Annotated in this window: 17 protein-coding genes and 1 other annotated feature (1 of these 18 only partly in view); of the genes, 5 read left to right on the forward strand and 12 right to left on the reverse strand. The window is 47.5% G+C overall.

The window, feature by feature from the left end; genetic code table 11:
* Nucleotides 1-175: a binding site (T-box leader), on the reverse strand; it reaches 30 nt to the left of the window's first position.
* Between the two features lie 135 nt (nt 176-310).
* The 4 genes from FGB90_RS12005 (at nt 311) to FGB90_RS12020 (ending at nt 6,230) form a co-directional block, all read left to right on the forward strand.
* Entirely contained in the window at nt 311-3,451 is a 3,141-nt protein-coding gene (locus FGB90_RS12005) for a transglycosylase domain-containing protein (RefSeq protein WP_138811077.1), read from the forward strand.
* 287 nt (nt 3,452-3,738) lie between these two features.
* The gene (locus FGB90_RS12010; RefSeq protein WP_138811078.1) at nt 3,739-4,371 is read left to right on the forward strand and encodes a GNAT family N-acetyltransferase; all 633 of its coding nucleotides are present in this window, start codon (nt 3,739-3,741) and stop codon (nt 4,369-4,371) included.
* Between the two features lie 39 nt (nt 4,372-4,410).
* Nucleotides 4,411-5,055, forward strand: coding sequence for an acetoin utilization AcuB family protein (locus FGB90_RS12015; protein ID WP_138811079.1), 645 nt, complete (start codon nt 4,411-4,413; stop codon nt 5,053-5,055).
* Nucleotides 5,052-6,230 (forward strand): acetoin utilization protein AcuC, encoded by a 1,179-nt coding sequence (locus FGB90_RS12020; RefSeq protein WP_138811080.1) that lies wholly within the window; start codon nt 5,052-5,054, stop codon nt 6,228-6,230. Before FGB90_RS12015 ends, FGB90_RS12020 begins: the two co-directional genes overlap by 4 nt.
* A 152-nt stretch (nt 6,231-6,382) precedes the next feature.
* Here FGB90_RS12020 and FGB90_RS12025 read toward each other — a convergent pair whose 3' ends face one another.
* From FGB90_RS12025 to FGB90_RS12065, 9 genes are all read right to left on the reverse strand, one after another.
* Entirely contained in the window at nt 6,383-7,081 is a 699-nt protein-coding gene (locus FGB90_RS12025; RefSeq protein WP_138811081.1) for a 5'-methylthioadenosine/adenosylhomocysteine nucleosidase, read from the reverse strand.
* Between the two features lie 212 nt (nt 7,082-7,293).
* The gene (gene motS, locus FGB90_RS12030; RefSeq protein ID WP_138811082.1) at nt 7,294-8,064 is read right to left on the reverse strand and encodes a flagellar motor protein MotS; all 771 of its coding nucleotides are present in this window, start codon (nt 8,062-8,064) and stop codon (nt 7,294-7,296) included.
* Nucleotides 8,051-8,869, reverse strand: a complete 819-nt coding sequence (gene motP / locus FGB90_RS12035) for a flagellar motor protein MotP (protein WP_138811083.1) — start codon at nt 8,867-8,869, stop codon at nt 8,051-8,053. Before motP ends, motS begins: the two co-directional genes overlap by 14 nt.
* A gap of 105 nt (nt 8,870-8,974) precedes the next feature.
* Nucleotides 8,975-9,982: a catabolite control protein A gene (gene ccpA / locus FGB90_RS12040; RefSeq protein ID WP_138811084.1), complete on the reverse strand. Its 1,008-nt coding sequence runs from the start codon at nt 9,980-9,982 to the stop codon at nt 8,975-8,977.
* A 186-nt stretch (nt 9,983-10,168) separates the two neighbouring features.
* Complete coding sequence (locus FGB90_RS12045) at nt 10,169-10,741, reverse strand: hypothetical protein (protein ID WP_138811085.1); 573 nt, start codon at nt 10,739-10,741, stop codon at nt 10,169-10,171.
* 149 nt (nt 10,742-10,890) lie between these two features.
* Nucleotides 10,891-11,997: a bifunctional 3-deoxy-7-phosphoheptulonate synthase/chorismate mutase gene (locus FGB90_RS12050; RefSeq protein ID WP_138811086.1), complete on the reverse strand. Its 1,107-nt coding sequence runs from the start codon at nt 11,995-11,997 to the stop codon at nt 10,891-10,893.
* Between the two features lie 575 nt (nt 11,998-12,572).
* Nucleotides 12,573-12,905 carry a bacillithiol system redox-active protein YtxJ gene (gene ytxJ / locus FGB90_RS12055; protein ID WP_138811087.1) on the reverse strand — a complete coding sequence of 111 codons (333 nt, stop codon included), beginning with the start codon at nt 12,903-12,905 and terminating at the stop codon, nt 12,573-12,575.
* Nucleotides 12,906-12,921: 16 nt separating this feature from the next.
* Nucleotides 12,922-13,377, reverse strand: coding sequence for a YtxH domain-containing protein (locus tag FGB90_RS12060; RefSeq protein WP_138811088.1), 456 nt, complete (start codon nt 13,375-13,377; stop codon nt 12,922-12,924).
* A gap of 18 nt (nt 13,378-13,395) precedes the next feature.
* Nucleotides 13,396-13,851, reverse strand: coding sequence for a DUF948 domain-containing protein (locus tag FGB90_RS12065; RefSeq protein WP_138811089.1), 456 nt, complete (start codon nt 13,849-13,851; stop codon nt 13,396-13,398).
* A gap of 175 nt (nt 13,852-14,026) precedes the next feature.
* Here FGB90_RS12065 and FGB90_RS12070 point away from each other — a divergent pair, with 175 nt between their 5' ends.
* Entirely contained in the window at nt 14,027-15,142 is a 1,116-nt protein-coding gene (locus tag FGB90_RS12070; RefSeq protein WP_138811090.1) for an aminopeptidase, read from the forward strand.
* Between the two features lie 214 nt (nt 15,143-15,356).
* Here FGB90_RS12070 and murC read toward each other — a convergent pair whose 3' ends face one another.
* The 3 genes from murC to FGB90_RS12085 form a co-directional block, all read right to left on the reverse strand.
* Nucleotides 15,357-16,658 carry a UDP-N-acetylmuramate--L-alanine ligase gene (murC, locus tag FGB90_RS12075; protein ID WP_138811091.1) on the reverse strand — a complete coding sequence of 434 codons (1,302 nt, stop codon included), beginning with the start codon at nt 16,656-16,658 and terminating at the stop codon, nt 15,357-15,359.
* A 235-nt stretch (nt 16,659-16,893) separates the two neighbouring features.
* On the reverse strand, nt 16,894-17,574 hold the full coding sequence (locus FGB90_RS12080; RefSeq protein WP_138811092.1) for a hypothetical protein: 681 nt from the start codon (nt 17,572-17,574) through the stop codon (nt 16,894-16,896).
* A 71-nt stretch (nt 17,575-17,645) separates the two neighbouring features.
* Complete coding sequence (locus tag FGB90_RS12085) at nt 17,646-18,773, reverse strand: nicotinate phosphoribosyltransferase (protein WP_138811093.1); 1,128 nt, start codon at nt 18,771-18,773, stop codon at nt 17,646-17,648.
* Nucleotides 18,774-18,827: the final 54 nt, after the last annotated feature.

Here is an 18,827-nt window from a genome sequence, read left to right on the forward strand (position 1 = left end):
CTCGTTGAAAATGACCATTCATTTTCCACTCACGGATAACGGTCCGTTCTCCGCCGGAATAACCGGCAGCTCGGGGATGTAATTCGCTCGATAACTTTGTTCCGGTTTTCACCAGCCACCGGCTCTCTGAAATACAGGGAGTTATCTGCTACTGCTTTCCCGTCAGCGCTTCATTAGTTATAAGGAATAATCACTTTTTACCACAATATGCCCGACACTGTCAAATGGCAGTTACGGCACGTTCCGGCTTTCTATCAAAAAAAGGGCGGAATATGCTATAATGTGGAGGATATAATAGGGGGTTTGTCTAATGTCAGATCATAAATTTTCATTCCGGGACCTTTTCCGGCGCAGGGAAACCCAATCGGTTTTCAAAGGCTTCCGGATTACATCCCAGGTTGTCTGGAATTTATTTTTAATTTTTGCCGTACTCGGGCTGATGGGTGTCGCATTTGCAGGTGCAGCCGGTGCCGGGTATTTCGCCTCTCTTGTTAAGGACGAGCCGGTGAGGTCCTACGATGAGATGAGGGAAGACGTATATGATTACGAGCAGACATCGACGATCTATTTTGCCGATGGCGTGGAGCTCGGGGAGGTCCGTGCCGACCTCGAACGTCATCCGGTTGAACTTGAGGATATCTCACAGAACCTCATAGACGCGGTAATTGCTACAGAAGATGAGTATTTCTATGAGCACGATGGAATCGTGCCTAAGGCTCTCCTGCGTGCTACATACCAGGAATTCGCAAATTCCAATGTTCAGACGGGAGGAAGTACACTCACTCAGCAGCTCATCAAAAACCAGATTCTCTCAAGCGAAGTCTCTTTTGACCGCAAGGCAACGGAGATCCTTCTTGCCATGAGACTGGAACAGTTTCTTGAAAAAGATGAAATTCTTGAAGCTTACCTGAATGTTGTTACATTCGGCCGTAACACAAACGGCCGCGGCATTGCAGGTGCCCAGGCAGCCGCCCAGGGAATCTTCGGTGTTGAAGCAGATGAACTGAATGTACCTCAGTCCGCCTTCATTGCCGGGCTTCCGCAGAGTCCTTATGGTTACACCCCATTCCTCGGAAGTGGGGAAATGAAGGAAAATTTTGACGAGGATCATCCGGGCATGAGACGGATGCGTACAGTGCTTGAGCGGATGGAACGCCACGGCTACATTACAGCCGAAGAACACCAGGAGGCTCTGGCATTTGACCTGATTGGCAGTTTTGCTGAAACGCAGCCTGACAGTTATATGGAGTATCCTCACGTAAGTGATGATGTGCAACGCAGAGTCGTCAGCATTTTGTATAACCAGATGCTTGAAGAAGATGACGTAGTTATCTCTGATATTGTGGATCCCGAAGAACGTGAAGCCACCCATATTGAATACCGTGAGCGTGCGGAACGAAAGTTCAGGAACGGTGGACTTGAAATTCATACAACGCTTCATAAAGAGATTTATGATGCGCACCAGGACATTGTAGAAGAATTTGAGTATTTTTACGGTGATCAGGAAATCGATGTGGAGGACGGCGAAAACTATATGTCCATGCAGGAAACCGGTGCCACCCTCATCGATAACGAAACAGGAAGAATTATCAGTTATGTGGGCGGACGTGATCCGGAGCAGAACTATAACCTTTCTTCTCAGGGAACCGCCCGGGTAGGTTCAACAATGAAATCCTTTACCTACGGTGCACTTATGGAGGAAGGCTACCTGCAGCCTGGATATTTATCCCTTGATGCACCATATGTAATACGGGTAGGTAACCAGGATCCCCACCCTATTACGAACTTCAATCCGGACAATCCCTACAGAGGACTTCTTACAGTCAGGGAGGCTCTTCAGCGGTCTCTGAACGTCCCTGCCGTCCGGGAGTTTCACAATGTAGATTATAATGAAGTGGTAAAACCGTATATTGTGGAAAATAATCTGATCAGTGAAGATACAACGCTTCACTCAACATTCCCACTCGGGTATCAGAACATCTCAGTGGAAAATACCACGAACGCCTATGCTACGTTTGCAAGAAAGGGTAAATATACAGACGCATATCTCATTGATCGGATTGAAACGACTGATGGGGATACAATATATGAGCATGAACCTGAGGAAAGAGACGTCTACACCGAGCAGACTTCCTATCTTGTGCTCGACATGCTGAGAGACGTCATGGTCTCCGGTGGTACAGCATCGCGCCTTCCGGACATGCTGGACTTCTCTACTGATCTGGCAGGTAAAACAGGTACATCGGATGAATATCATGATGCCTGGTACGTCGGTTCAAACCCTTCCTTCTCAATGGGAGTCTGGTTCGGTTATCGGGAGTTTGTCGGATTTCCGGAAGACGAACTTGAATCCGGCCCGGGATATTCACAGCGGGTACAGACGCTTTGGGCACGCCTAATGAACGCTGTCTATGAAATTGAACCTGAGATCGTGGACGAGTCCGCTTCCTTTGATCAGCCAAGCGGGATTGTCCGTCAGGAAATCTGCGGTATTTCAGGTCTCCTTCCGACGGATCTGTGCAGAGACGCCGGACTTGTAACAAATGATCTCCTGAATACGGAGATGGTTCCGAGCGATCGTGATGAAAGCCTGGGCAGAACCGCCTATGTTACTATCAGCGGCCGCAATTACAAAGCACTTGATTCAACACCATCCGAGTTTACACGTCATGGTGTCTCTGTCAGAGAAGATTACTTTGACTTTGAAGGATACGAAGATGATGACGAGGATGAGATCGACATCACGGATTACCTTCCGGACGAATGGGATGAAATTGTCCCTGATCGCGAAGCACCGGACAACGGACGCACTCCTGGCACAATGACGGGTGTTTCCACATCCGGGAACAGTGTAACGTGGAGTGATCACTCTGATGATGACATCGTAGGTTACAGAATTTACCGCTCCTCTTCTGAAGACGGAAGCTACAGCCATGTGGAGAGCATCCGTTCCGATGAAGACTTCTCCTACTCCGGTGCATCCGGATATTACAGAGTCTCTGCAGTTGATTCCGCAGGCCGGGAATCCGATCAGAGCAGTCCTGTAAGAGCCGGAAGCGGAGGCTCCTCTGAAGACGATGACGACTCCGATGATGGAGACGACAGCGGTTCAGGCGGAAGTGACGATGGAAGCAGTGACGACGAGGACAACGGTAATGGCAATGACAACGATAACGGCAATGGTAACGATAACGGCAATGGCAACGGTAACGGTAACGGCAATGGTAACGATAACGGCAATGGCAATGGCAACGGTAACGGCAACGGTAACGGTAATGGTAACGGTAACGGCAATGGTAACGGTAACGGCAACGGGGACGGTAACCGGGACGATGATGAAGAGGATGAGGAGGAGGAAGAACCTGACGAGGAGGAGGATGAAGACGAGTCCGATGGTGATTCAGATGAGGACAATGATGATGATAATGACAGCGAAGAAGATGAGGACTGATCCTCCAGCCTCCTCCGCCTGTTAAATTCCAATTCCACCAACAGCCGGTGCCCGGAAGACTGCATGAAACAGTGCAGATCTTCCGGGCTTTTTTTCAATGCATGAAGTCATTACAATAATGTGAATTTTCCGTCAATCGGGCCAGGTTTTTCCCTTCTGTGATATAGTGAGAGTGCTGCAGTTTTTTACAAACACGGTTAGTTCGCCGTATTTTGTGGAAAAAACAGAGTACAGATCATATGACGAGCACTGTCAGGAACTGATTTTTTAGTGGAGGGCGGGAGATCGTGAAGCATAAAAAAACGTATCACTCACTTGAGGTCAACAGGGGCAGTAAGAGCATCCTTGTAGAAGGCCCCATAAAAAAAGAAGCACTGGAAAGTTTCAGAATGGACGAAGGTCTTGTCGCTTTCCGGCCGCCGGAAAAACAGAAAGAAGCATTAATGAAAGTAATAGAGTTTCCTGAAAGCCGGATTATTGTTGCACGGGATGGAGATAAAATTGTGGGGTATGCTACATTCCTTTATCCGGATCCTATGGAACGCTGGTCTGAAGCAGAACTGGATAATCTTCTTGAGCTTGGTGCTATAGAGATTTCCTCAGAGTACCGAGGATTCAGCCTTGGAAAAAACATTCTGAAAGTTTCGATGATGGATGATGCCATGGAAGACTACATTATTCTTACAACAGAGTATTACTGGCACTGGGATCTTCGCGGAACCGGCCTGTCTATCTGGCAGTACCGGGATGTAATGGAGAAAGTGATGAGTGCCGGGGGGCTCGAACCCTATGCAACGGATGATCCTGAAATCTGCTCCCATCCTGCAAACACACTGATGGCCAGAATTGGAAGCCGTGCAGGCCATGATTCGGTCCTTGAATTCAACCGGGTGCGATTTAAACATAAGTACATGCTTTAACTGAGGGACAGGAATATGCCTGAAATGGAGGAATTCACAATGATGCTTGAAGATATCATGAAAACCGATGTCGTTTCCGTCAAGCCCGCCGACAGGCTTGACCGGGCTTTTAAACTAATGGAAGACCATAAAATCCGCCATCTCCCTGTAACAGACGAGGAGATGACAATAATCGGCATCGTCTCCGACCGTGATTTGCGTGATGCCAGCCCTTCCGTATTTAACCCCAGCGAATCTTCGTTCGCCGAAAAGGAAGTATCCTCAATAATGAAGCGCGATGTCATTACCGCACTTCCAACCGATTTTGTTGAGGATGCCGCAACAGTAATGGTGGAAAACCAGTTCAGCTGCCTGCCTATAGAAAGAGAAGATCGGCTGGTCGGGATCATTACCGATTCAGACCTCCTCAAAACACTTGTCCGCCTGACCGGAGCAGATCTCCCCACTTCCCGGCTTGAAGTTCAGGTGCCTAATATATCGGGGATGCTGACAAGAGCTGCCAGTCTAATCAGTGAGCAGGGCGTTAACATTCAGAGTGTCCTTGTTTACCCCGCAAAAAATCCAGAGAAGAAGACTCTCGTATTCAGAGTAGAAACGATGGACACCAGAAAGCTTGTTGAAAGAATGGAAGCTCATGAATTTACTGTTCTCTGGCCGGAGCAGACACCGGGGATGTCCATATGAAAAGGGATGCAGCCTTTATATATTCTCCCGAACAGCTGAATTACCGTTTTAACGAGCACCACCCTTTTAATCAGGAACGTCTTAAAGTCACAAATGACCTTCTTATTCGTCTCGGCGCTCTCTCTGAAGAGGAAATGACTGCACCAAGAATGGCAACAGATGAAGAACTGCTTTATATACACACCAAAGATTATGTAGAAGCTGTAAAAGAAGCGAGTCAGGGGAGGAACAGAGCTTCCTACGCTGCTACATATGGAATTGGAACCGAGGATACGCCTGTTTTCCCTCAGATGCATGAAGCGGCCGCCTGGCTGACCGGGGGGACGCTTACTGCCGTAGAGGCAATCTTTGAAAAAGGATACAGCCATGCCCTGAATCTTGGAGGCGGCCTCCACCATGGATTCAGAGGTAAAGCCTCGGGCTTCTGTATTTATAATGACAGTTCCATCGCCATTGAGTACATGCGGAAAAAATACGGTGCACGCGTTCTCTACATCGATACGGACGCTCATCATGGTGACGGCGTTCAGTGGGCCTTTTATGATGATCCCGACGTCTGCACGCTTTCTCTTCACGAAACCGGGCGCTATCTGTTTCCCGGCACCGGTAACGTAAACGAAAGAGGCCACGGCGAAGGCTACGGCTTTTCATTTAACGTTCCCCTTGAAGCTTTTACAGAGGATGAATCCTGGATAAAGGCCTATGAAAAAACAGCAGAGGAAGTGGCCGCCTACTTCAAGCCGGACGTCATTATCACGCAGAACGGGGCAGACTCCCACTATTACGACCCTCTTACCCACCTGTGTTCAACGATGAGAATCTATCACGAGATCCCGAGAATTGCACATAGGATCGCTCACCAGTACTGTGGGGGAAAATGGCTCGCTGTCGGCGGGGGCGGGTATGACATATGGCGGGTTGTCCCAAGAGCCTGGGCCCTGATCTGGCTGGAAATGACAGGGCAGACAGAGCTTGCAGGTGACAACCTGATCCCCTCTTCCTGGCTGAAAGAGTGGTCTCCACTCACGGACCATAACCTGCCGAAAAGATGGGTTGATGATCCGGATATTTACCCTGCAATACCACGCAAACCGGAGATTGAAAAGAAGAACGAACGGACAGTCCAGAAATGTCTCGAGCCGATTTACCGTCAGCACAAAAATGTTCATATCTGAAAAAGGGGCTGGGACAGAAGTATTTTTACAGACGAAAATCCGAACAGCCAATATGCGGTGCAGGTAAATCGCTCCTGAAATATTCGCCGCATATCAGCTTTTTGTTCGGATTCTAATCTAAACACTTTCCTTATGTCCCAGCCTCTTCGTATTTATGAAAGTCTGTTCAGCATGTGCTCCACAATCTGTGCAGAACGTGCAGCTGTTTTTTCAACAAAGCCATTAAAGTTTTCCGGTGCCTGTCCATTGGCTTTATCGGAAATGGATCTCAGAATTACAAATGGCACTTTATTTACCATCGCTGCGTGAGCCACAGCAGCTCCCTCCATTTCCACACAAACCCCATCAAATTCACTGCGGAGCTCAGCTACTCTGTCACGGTCTGCAACAAACTGATCCCCACTCAGGATGATTCCGCGCATAACCTGCACACCACTTACCTGTTCTGCTGTTTCAGCTGCGATGCGAACAAGATTCTCATCGGCCCGGAACAAAGAAGGCCCATCAAACATCGGAACCTCTCCTTTTGCAAATCCGAGAGGGCTTGCATCCAGATCATGCTGACGGCAGGCCTCTGACACAACCAAATCCCCGATTTCCAATGACGGTTCAAGAGCACCGGCCACTCCGGTAAAAATAATTCTTTCAGCATTGAAAACGTCAATCAGAATTTGCGTTGTTACAGCTGCGTTCACTTTGCCCACGCCACACCTTGTAATAACCACATCGGTTCCGTGCAGCGTTCCTGTATATAACGTAAGATGTGCTTTCTGATGTTCCTCAAACGATTCTCCAAGCGAAAGGAAATGGCGAATTTCCTCTTCCATTGCACCTATAATAGCTGTTCTCATTTTCCTCACCTCAACTGTTGTTTCTGCATATGTTTTATCCTGTGTAAGGGGGGGGACACAAATCCGCTTAGCGCCTCCCGCCCACTTCCCCAGCGCGACTCCTCTTTCGAGTCTGCTGACCTTCACTTATTGTAGCTCTGGTGAAAGAAAGTGTCGAGAAAAAAAGAAACCGGGGATGGAATTTCCCCGGAAATAATCGATTCCTGCAGCAGTTACTCATCGTATTCAGGATCTGAAATCACAATGACCACTCTTCTGTTCTGCCTCAGGTTTTCTTCTGTTGTATTTGGTGCAACAGGCTGTGTGTCTCCATGCCCTACTGCAATAAATCTTTCGGGAGTCAGCCCACTTTCGTCTATAAGAAACCGGATTACGCTGGATGCTCTGGCACCTGAAAGCTCCCAGTTGGACGGGAAACGGTCTGTACGGATCGGTCTGCTGTCTGTATGTCCTTCCACCTTCACTATGTTAGGAATATCCTCAAGCATCATTCCCACTTTCTGCAGAAAAGGCTCCCCTGCAGAAAGGATTTCCGCTTCAGCTGAATCGAAAAGCATCTGTTCCTGAAGAACCAGGACGACGCCACTTTCGTCCCGCGTTGCTGATATGTATTCTGTAAGATTATTCTCCTCCAGATATTCACGAACTTCAATTAGAAGCTGGTCAAGTTCCTCAATATCCTCTTCTTCCTCTGTATCAGGAGCCGCAAAAACGTCTTCAAGGGGATTGCGTTCAATCTCACGAAAATCCGTATTCACTTCCCTGTCTTCAGCGGGATGTTCAAGTGGAATCAGTGAAGGAAAGCCATCAAACATCGACCGCTCCTGAAAAGATTCGGCAAGCGCCTGGAATTTCTGAGTATCCACAATACTCATGGAGAAAAGGAGAATAAAAAAGACGAGAATCAGCGTCATCAGATCGGAGAAAGTCACCATCCATTTTGGTGCCCCTTTATCATTCCCCTGTTTTCTACGCCTGATCATAGACGGCTTCCCTTTCCTCTACAGCCTCTTCGGTTTCTTTTTTCCTCCCGGCAGGCACGAAGGCACCGAGTTTTTCTTCAATAATTTTCGGGTTCTGACCGGACTGGACACCGATTACTCCCTCGATTATGATCTGTTTTACAAATACTTCTTCTTCCGTATTTCCCGCAAGTTTATTTGCCATCGGGATAAACACGAGGTTTGCCAGGAGCGTACCATACAAAGTTGTCAGCAGTGCTATGGCCATATTCGGACCGAGAGTGGCCGGGTCATTAAGGCTCTGCAGCATGAGAACAAGTCCTACAAGCGTCCCGATCATCCCCCATGCGGGGGCGTATTCCCCGGCTTTTTCAATAATGGACCGGCTTTTCTGATGTCGGTCTTCCATAGCCACAACCTCTGCCATCATGATTTCCTTGATTGTCTTTTCTTCGTGACCATCTATTGCAAGCAGAATTCCCTTTTCAATAAAAGGGTCGCCTGTTTCCTCCACATCTTTTTCAAGGGAAAGCAGCCCTTCCCTCCGTGCTTTCTGGGATAGATCCTTGAATATCTCCACAAGTTCACGCAGGTCATAATGCCGTGAATGGAAAGCTTCCTTCAGAACAGCGGGCAAAAGCTTAAGGTCTCTGGATGTAAAATTGATGAAGATCGCAGCAGAAAGACCGCCAAGGACGATCACAATTGATGTCCACTGCACAAAAAAATGAAAGTTGCCGGCACCTGCATTGGCAAATACAGCGAGAAAAATCATCGTCATCCCGACAAATATGCCGATCGGTGTCAGCAGGTCAAGCTTCTTCATCCTGATTTCTCCTTCCGCCTCTGAAGCTGTTTACAATAGTGAACGAACCGGCCGTAAATCACCAGGAAAACAGCCCCCTGTTTCCTGGTGGTTACGACGGTTGATTTACTCCGAGGCTTTTGTTGATTGACGGTATTCGATCCGGTGTGGAAGAAGCACAACGTCATCCGTTACTTCTTCTTTATTCATATACTTTGTAAGCAGGCGCATGGAAACCGCGCCGATATCGTACATCGGCTGTACGACAGAAGTGAGTGTTGGCCGCACCATTGATGCAAGACGGGTATTGTCAAAACCGATTACTTCAAAATCATCCGGTACAGTAAATCCTTTGTCCTGGGCGCCGTGAATGACACCAAGCGCCATTTCATCTGTAGCTGCGAAAACAGCAGTTGGCTTGTCCTTCAATGAAGTCAGCGTATCCATGGCTTCCAGCCCGGAGTCGTAGGTGTAGTCACCAATAACCACATAGTCTTCGTTTACTCTCATCCCCGCATCTTCAAGGGCTTTTTTATAACCGGCATATTTCTGGTAGCCGTTAATCGGATCCTCAAGTGTACCGGAAAGCATGGCAATCTTCGTGTGGCCTTCATCAATAAAAGCTTTAACAGCATCATACGAGGCTGTTTCATAGTCAATGTTCACGCTTGGCAGAGCTTTATCTTCATCGATGGTAGCCGAAAGCACAACAGGAACCGGTGACTGTTTAAACTGCTGAACGTGATCCTCTGTAATTTCCCCACCCATGAAAATCAGTCCGTCGACCTGCTTTTCAAGAAGAGTGTTGATCAGATGTATTTCCTTTTCCTTGTTCTGGTCTGAGTTACAGAGAATGATGTTGTATTTGTACATTGTGGCAATGTCTTCAATACCCCGGGCAAGTTCGGCAAAGAAGATGCTGGAGATATCCGGAATGATGACCCCCACTGTTGTTGTCTTCTTGCTTGCAAGCCCCCTTGCCACCGCATTTGGGCGATATCCAAGACGTTCGATTGCCTCGAGAACGCGCTTTCTTGTTGTGGGCTTAACATTCGGATTTCCGTTGACCACCCGTGAAACGGTGGCCATGGAAACACCGGCTTCTCTTGCCACATCGTAGATTGTAATATTCATTTATAGTCCTCCTTACATCATTTACCAAATTATGGCTTTCATGTTTTCATAACGTATTGTTATGATACGACACTTTAAGGAGGGGCGCAAACTCTTTATTTATATCGGTTTCACGCCCCGGAAACTTTAGGGTAATATTCATTTTTCCTAAGAATTCAGCATAATTCCGCCGGGTTCATTTCCGTTTTATTCCTGATTGTACTCCAGTTTCTTCCCTGCTATTTTCACATCGCCATTACGATCAGGATGGGATAGGGCATAGGTCATTTTACCGGCCCGGCCTTCGTACTGATAATCCATCTGAAGAATCGTTTCTTTTTCTGTTCTGGATACGGCTTTTATACTCATTGGATCAGCGTGGAGAATATTGGGTCCTCCATATCCCGGCCTTGCTGCAAGACAATTTCCTCTCCGGCTTTTTTCCTCGTCAATCATTTCCGATGCCGCCGCATCTGCCGTTTCATCTGTCATAAACCTTGTAAGGTAGGAAACAAGCTCCTCGCGAGTTGAAAAGTCTCTAAACACGGTATACCCTTCTTCATTCCTCTTTAACGCTTTCAGAGGTTTTTCAATTGCAGCCTCCGCCTCTGCTACGATTGTGGGAAGCCGGTCCGTTCCATCCTGGGGAATTGTCTGGTCTGCATAGATCGGATAGTTACCTGCTCCTTCAAAGTCACCGCCCTCTCCAGGGGACCCGCATCCCTGGGTCAGCAGTAAAGTGATCGATATCACCAATAATGCTGTTATGTTTCGACTCATATCCTCACACCCTGCGTTGTTTTCCTTAGGTTGGCACTTTTGAGGGTTCAATATACAAAAGCTATGTATAAGGGGCGCATCGCCGGGGTGCGGAAATAAGAGCAATTTAAAAACTGCACCGGGGTCATTTGACCGGTGCAGTTCTTTGTTTACCCTTCAACAGCTGATTTCTCCTCCAGCTGCGGTTTGTAGAGACCCGACTCCTTCAGTTTGCTGATGAATTCCTCGAACTGGCCGATATCCATCTGCTGGGCGGAATCTGACAGCGCTACGGCCGGGTCAGGGTGAACTTCCGCCATGACTCCGTCAGCTCCAATTGCCAGCGCCGCTTTCGCTGTAGGAAGAAGCAGATCCCTGCGCCCTGTAGAGTGGGTTACATCAACAAATACAGGCAGGTGCGTTTCCTGCTTCAGGATCGGCACAGCTGAAATATCAAGTGTGTTTCGTGTCGCTTTTTCATACGTGCGAATGCCCCGTTCACAGAGCATGACGTTTCTGTTTCCTTTTGAAAGAATGTACTCGGCAGCATTCATGAATTCCTCAATCGTGGCACTGAGCCCACGCTTCAGAAGTACTGGTGTATCGACCGAACCTGCAGCTTTCAGGAGTTCAAAGTTCTGCATGTTCCGTGCGCCAATCTGAATAACATCGACGTACTTAACGGCCATTGGAATATCACCGGGATTAACGATTTCACTGATGACGGCAAGACCGTGCTTGTCTGCTGCTTTGCGGAGAATCTTCAGCCCTTCTTCTCCAAGACCCTGGAAATCATAAGGGGATGTGCGCGGTTTAAATGCACCGCCCCGCAGAAATTTCACACCCTGCTTCTTCAGTGCGGCGGCTACAGTCTCAACCTGCTCGTAGCTTTCAACGGAGCATGGACCTGCAATCAGGCGCTGCTGTCCATCCCCGACACGTTCACCATTGATTTCCACAACCGTGTCGTCGGCCTGGCGTTTACGGGAGACAAGAAGTGCTTTTCTATGATCGTCTTCCTGAAGTTCAAGACTGGCCTTAAAAACCTGTTTAAAAATATGCTGTAGGGTGGATGTTTCAAAGGGCCCTTTATTTACTTCCGTAATCATATCGAGCATTTTACGTTCCCGAACAGGATCAAAACGATTAAGGCCCTGGGCTTTTTTGACCTGCCCGATTTCCTTGGCGAGTCTCGCTCTCTCATTCAGCAGCTCCACCAGCTGCAGATTTACCTCATCTAACTCTTTTCTCAACTCTTCTAGCTGTTCGTTACCCATAGGTGATAACTCCTCTCCATTAATCATGTTGATCTTATTCCTGACGATTAGGGACTATTATAAACGATCCCGTCCTTCATGTCACCCATTTTATCTTTAAAACTTAGACGCTTTTAAGCGTTAAAGTTTTCACGGCGGACATTTCCGATTATTTCGTATTAAATCAGTGTATGCACGTCTTTAAAACAAGTTCCTGTAACTCTGACAGCGTACCCGGCATAAGGGCGGCCTTTCATAACTGTTAAAACATTTTCAGCCAGTAGCCGAAGTCCAGCAGAAAACAAAAGTGCTGACGGGCTCTTATTATGCTCCGCTCCACACCGTACGTTCGCTTTCCGCGGCGGTCCGGGAAGCCTCCCCGGGCTACCGCCCTGCGGGGTCTCTCCCTGGCCCCGTCTGCCCCAGGAGTCTCACTGCCGGAGTGAAACTCCGCATGAGAAAAAATGTTTTTGAATAAAACTGCAGAAAGCTTCACCTCGTTTAACACATCACATCCATCCCCAGGATCCGTTTTTTTTTAACAGCAAAAAACCCGCCTCATTAAAGAGGCGGGTTCATCCTGTCTGCACCGTCTGCTAATTTTTGTTCCAAACTGCAGCAAGGTTATCTTTGGTAATATTCCAGTGGGAATCGTGCCATTTAACTTCACCGTTCTCGATGAGAAATGCCTGGGGAGATTCATGTTTGACCTCATATCGCTCGGCGATTTCCCCTGAAAGAGAGCGGGATTCCTGTACGTTCAGGTAATACACAGGCACGTCCGGATGTTCCCCTGCAAACGCTTCTGTATCATTGAAAGCCTGGGTGCTGATCGGACAGGTGGTGCTGTTTTTTAAAAACACGAAACGGGATTCCGACTTGGACAGGTCATCCCACTGTGTGACTGTTTCAATCTTTGTAAGACTCATTCGGGCCGCTCCTTTTTCAGTCGTCTTCTTCACGTTTTGCACGTTCTTTTTCTTCTACTTCCTTAACCAGCTGCTCAACGGAGCGCTGCAGTTCTTCCACTTCTTTTTTTACGCTTTCGGCAATTTCCTCTCCGGCACTCTGAAGATCACCACTCAGGTTTTCAGCCGAACCGGTCAGTTCATCTACATCGTTTCTGACAGAACGGGAAAGTTCCTTTACCCGTTCAACCAGAGAATTGGACTGATCGGAAACACTCTGCGCAAAGTTAGAGGTACTTTCCTTTGCAGTACTTGCAAATTCAGTTGTTTTTTCACGGGCCATTTTGGCACCTTCATTGAGATCCTCCCGGAGTTCACGGCCGGATTTAGGTGCGAGCAAAAGTGCCGTGGAAGCTCCAACAATACCTCCGAGAAGTGTACCAATAAGAAAATCTTTTGCATTGATGTTGTTCTGTTCATTTTGTTCGCTCATTTGTTTTCCCTCTCCTCTTTATTTGGTCTGCTGTTCAGCCTGTGCCTGGGCACGGGCTTCTTTTTCACGCTTAACTTTCCACTTTTCCCAGACTCCCATAGCCACATTAGCCCATTTTACCGTCTGGGCAACCTGCTCGGAATTCTCACCTGCCTTCTGATTAATCGCATCTGACATTCTTTTCACAGATGTATTGACTGATTTCAGAGAATCGCCAAGCTCCCTGGCGGAATCAAACACACCATTCAAAGAGTCCGACTTCCTCTGAATATCATCTGCAAGCAGGTTCGTCTTATGTAATAACACGGTGGACTCTTTGGAAATACCATCAACCTGCTTCTCCATTCCTTCGACTGTCGTGGATACGCGATCCAGAGTCTTACTGACAGCTTTCAGCGTGCCGATCACATAAATGACCAGGACGGCAAAAGCAATCGCAGCGATCGCTGCACTGACGTATAATAACCACTCCATTTAATAAAGCACCTCCTGCATTGCCTGAACCGGCTCTGTAAACATTATTCTACATTTTCCTGCGGATTTCCTCCACTAAAATGAACATCGTAATTGGACGTTCTCCTGTCTGACGGGTAAAATAAATGCTGTAACCTGCATAATCACAGCTGAAAACTATAAGGAGGAAATGTACATGAGAGATCCCCGTATTCAAACATTAGCCAAAAACCTGATTAATTACTCCGTTAACCTGCAAAAAGGTGAAAATATTCTGATCGAAAATTTCGGTATTCAGAAAGAACTTGTAAAAGCCCTTGTGGAGGAAGCCTATGCTGCAGGCGGTAACCCCCAGGTGCTGTTAAAGGATCATGAGATAAACCGTACCCTTTTAAACGGCGCTTCAAACGACCAGCAGAACATGACTGCAGACATCGAAGCCTATCAAATGGAAAAGATGGACGCCTACATAGGTCTCCGGGCAGGAGACAACATTAATGAGCTGGCGGACGTACCTGCCGAAAAAATGAGCCTCCATTCCAAAACCGTCGGTACAAAGGTCCACCGTCATATCCGGGTTCCGAAAACAAAATGGGTAGTGCTGCGTTATCCAAGTGCTTCAATGGCCCAGCTGGCCAAAATGAGTACCGAAGCGTTTGAAAACTTCTATTTTGACGTATGTAACCTCGATTACAGTAAAATGAGCGAGGCCATGGATGCCCTGGTGGAACGTATGAACAGCACTGACCAGGTCCGGATCACCGGTGAAGGAACCGACCTTACATTTTCCATTAAGGACATTCCGGCTGTCAAATGTGCCGGTAAACTTAATATTCCTGACGGCGAAGTGTATGCTGCACCAGTCCGCGATTCAGTTAACGGAACGATTCGCTACAACACGGCTTCCCCCTATCAGGGATTCACGTTCGAAAATATTGAACTCACGTTTAAAGATGGCAAGGTTGTAAAAGCAGAAGCCAACGACACGGAGAAAATCAATGAAATCTTCGATACTGACGAAGGTGCCCGCTATATCGGAGAGTTTGCCATCGGCGTAAACCCATTCATCAAGCATCCGATGCAGGACATTCTCTTCGACGAAAAAATAGACGGCAGCTTCCACTTCACTCCCGGGCAGGCATATGAGGATGCCTACAACGGCAATGATTCCGCTATCCACTGGGATATTGTATGCATTCAGCGTCCGGAATATGGCGGGGGAAACATCTACTTCGACGGTGAGCTTATTCGTGAAAACGGCCGTTTCGTAACAGAGGACCTGAAACCTCTTAACCCGGAAAATCTTAAATAAGCCTCACGTCGATGTATTGACCCGCTGATTATCGCAGCTCGAGGAATTGCGAAACCTGAGCAGCGCCTGCTGCGAAATCAACCAACAATCTTTCCGAAAACAGCTTAATTTTTATCCGCAGTATCCAAATAATACAACTCACCATACTACTAAAAAAGGCTGGAGTGCCTTAGCTGCTCCAGCCTTTTTTTTTATTATTTATGAAATCTGCTTTTTAATTGGCTGCAGTTTTTTCATAGGCATTCTGGAATTTCTGAACATCTCCGGCTCCCATGAAAAGAAGGACGCCTTTTTCGTGACGGTGAAGCTGGCTAACTGAATCTTCGTCCACCACGACTGCACCGGGAATCCGCTCCTGAAGATCCTGAATAGTAAGGCTCTGTTCCTTTTCCCGGGCAGACCCGAAAATGTCACAGAGATACACCTGATCTGCTTCTTTCAGACTCTCTGCAAAGTCATCAAGGAAGGTTTTTGTTCGTGTGAACGTGTGGGGCTGAAATATGGCCACCACTTCATGGTCGGGATATTTCTGTCTGGCGGAGTCGATGGTAACCGCAATTTCAGTAGGGTGATGGGCGTAATCATCAATGAGCACCTGATCACCAAACGTTTTTTCACTGAAACGCCTTTTCACACCGCCGAACGTTTTCAGCTGTTCCCTTACGAGAGTCATATCGACATTTTCGTAATCACAGAGAGCAATCACACTGAGTGCATTCAGTACGTGATGATTGCCGTATCCCGGAATTGTAAAGGTTCCATATGCATTACCGCGTACAAACACATCAAAATGTGTTCCTTCTGCATCCGTTCTGACGTTTTTAGCCTGAAAATCGTTGTCTTCGCCAAACCCGTAATAAACAACCGGTACCGGGGCTCCGATCTGCTGAAGGTACTCGTCATCTCCACAGGCAATAATCCCTTTTTTCACCTGTTTCGCCATGTCCTGAAATGCAGAAAAAACATCCTCCGCATTTTTAAAATAATCCGGGTGATCGAAGTCCACATTCGTCATGACAGCATAGTCCGGGTGATAATGAAGGAAGTGTCTGCGGTACTCGCATGCTTCAAACACAAAGTACTCACTGTTTTCCTCCCCTTTCCCTGTACCGTCACCGATTAAAAAGGATGTCGGCTTAGCCCGCTGAAGAACGTGGGACATCAGGCCGGTTGTGGACGTTTTCCCATGGGAACCGGTTATGGCAATACTCGTAAACTGCTGAATGAATTCTCCGAGAAACGTAGGGTAGGGCTTGACTTCCAGACCCTTCCCGGAGGCAGCCTGCACTTCCGTGTGGTCTTCACCATAGGCAGCCGAAGCGATAATCGTCTGGCCTTCCCGAATGTTGCTCTTGTCAAATGGAAGAAGGGGAATTCCCTTTTTCTCCAGAGGCTTCTGCGTAAAGAACACTTTCTCCACGTCAGACCCCTGCACGTCATATTTCATATCACTGAGAATCTGTGCCAGCGCACTCATCCCGGAGCCTTTTATTCCGATAAAATGAAACATAGTCATAGCTGGACCTCCAAAATTGAGTAATCACTTCAATGGCGCCCGAATTTTCACGAATAAATCGTTACATTATATGCCTGTCGGCTTGTCTCGGGAATCGCCTCAAAACATACCTGTACATTATAGCAAAAAGAGGCTACTTCAACCATCGCACTATTTTCATGCCGCAAACCGCTCATTGTACTAATATTTCTCTTTCCAGTTTCCACCTGTATGAAACTTTTATTTGCAATGTTTTTTACTGTGTGCGTACAGCATAGCGGAGATAATCAATTCCATATTCCTTCATGTACCTTGTTACACCGGGAGAATGCCCTTTCTCCCCGGTATTACTGACTGCCTCAAGCTGCGTCATAATCCGGTCCCTGTCTTCCCTGGAGACAGTGAAAAATGGCCCTGCCGCAAATTCCTGAAAACCTGCAGGAAGAATCCGCATAAATACAAGATCGCCCTCCTCAGCAGGAAAGGGTGATAAAAAAGGATGTACGACTGTCCTCCGCCCCGTGGCAAGACGCTTCACCGTAATTCCGTCCTCAGCTTCCCATTTCTCTATCAACACAGGTTCGAGGGACATGAGCATCAGGTGACCGCATAATTCAAGCATCGGTATACTGAGTTTTTCTTTATACTCCCGGACAAACAGGTCAAACATCCGTGATCCGATTACCGTTACATAATCAAAAGCAAACCAGTGTTCAAAATGGAGCTGAACCCAGCTGTCAAACTCCTGGTCTGCCGGCCAGTTCACCTTGTGGGCAAACAGCTTTTTTGCCCTCACCTTTTCACGGAGATTGGCCTTCCTGTCAATGAAGGAGAAAAAAAGACTGTACACTTCGTTAAGTGCTTCCTCCGTTTTCACCTGCTTCTTTTTTTTCATCTCATTAAAATCAACTACAAAGGAGGTTTTCTTTTTTGCCATGACAACCTTCCTTTCCGAAACTAACAGGAAAGGGCTGCACATTCCTGCAGCCCTCCGGTTTCCTGTTTAAATCAATCTTCAATACTATTTTCGTTCAGATATATACGTTCCATGCGGGCATTTGGCCGGTATTTGCGGCCGAGCTTGGCCTCGTGTTCACCGTTCAGGAGTACATTATCTCCTGTAAATGGCACGTTCAGCTTCAGCAGGCTGCTCCCGACACCGTAAATATCAACCGGTGCATTCATTTCCTCGTACCGGGCAATCCGGTCGGCATCGAACCCGCCGGAGGCTACAATTTTTACGTGCTGATATCCCTCTCTGTCAAGGGCCTCCCTGAGTCCGAACAACAGCTTCGGATTAACCCCACGCGGGTCAAAAGTACCCAGCAGGTCCGGATTTCTTGTGAAATACTTGTCCACAAGTGTATTGGATGTATCCACCCGGACACCTTTAAGGGTGTCACCGAATTCCCTCGCCACTCTTAGTGAATCGGTAATCACATCGTTATTGTAATCCACAAGTGCCATCAGATCGTCTTCAGGGTAGGTTTCCTGATACGCACGGCACGCTTCCACAATGTCGCCTTTAAAAAGCTGAATGAGAGCGTGCGGCATTGTCCCCATTCCCTTTTTTCCCCACCATTCGTTCATGGCATGTGTCGCCTGTGCCTTAGAACCGCCTATGTATGCTGAATAGCCGTCACCTGACTGCTGCGTGTAATGATCGTCTCGGTCCCCCATGAAGATGACCGGCTTGTCCGTTCCGCCGGATTTGGCAGCTGTCACAACCTCGTAAACATTGGTTGCCACAGAAGTTCTTCGGGCAAGTATTCCGTCAATAACACCTTCAAGGTAACCGAAATTCTGATACGGCCCCTTAATGGTCATGACCGTTTCAAACGGTTCAATACGATCGCCATCTTCCAGGGAATGAACTTCAAGTTCTTCCGGATTCTTTGCAAAAGTCTTCAGAAGGGCAAGCACTTCATCCGTTCCGCAGAGAACAGCATGTTTCTTCTGAAAAAACTGCATGAGAATTTCGTTATCCGGTTTGTGTTTCTCCGCAATCTCGCGTGTTTTCAGGAAATAAACGGCAGAGAACCATCCGTCTCCAATCCGCTCGTCAAATTTAAATGTTTTGTTGGTAAGCCTTTTTATCCGGCCCTGAAGCTTCTGGTAAATTTCCTTTTCACTCATATAACGGCTCCTCTTTCTGAAAAAAAGAGAGTGCCCGCACCGGCCGTCCTCCGG

It is taken from the genome of Alteribacter natronophilus (assembly GCF_006007885.1).
Classification (GTDB): Bacteria; Bacillota; Bacilli; order Bacillales; family Salisediminibacteriaceae; genus Alteribacter; species Alteribacter natronophilus.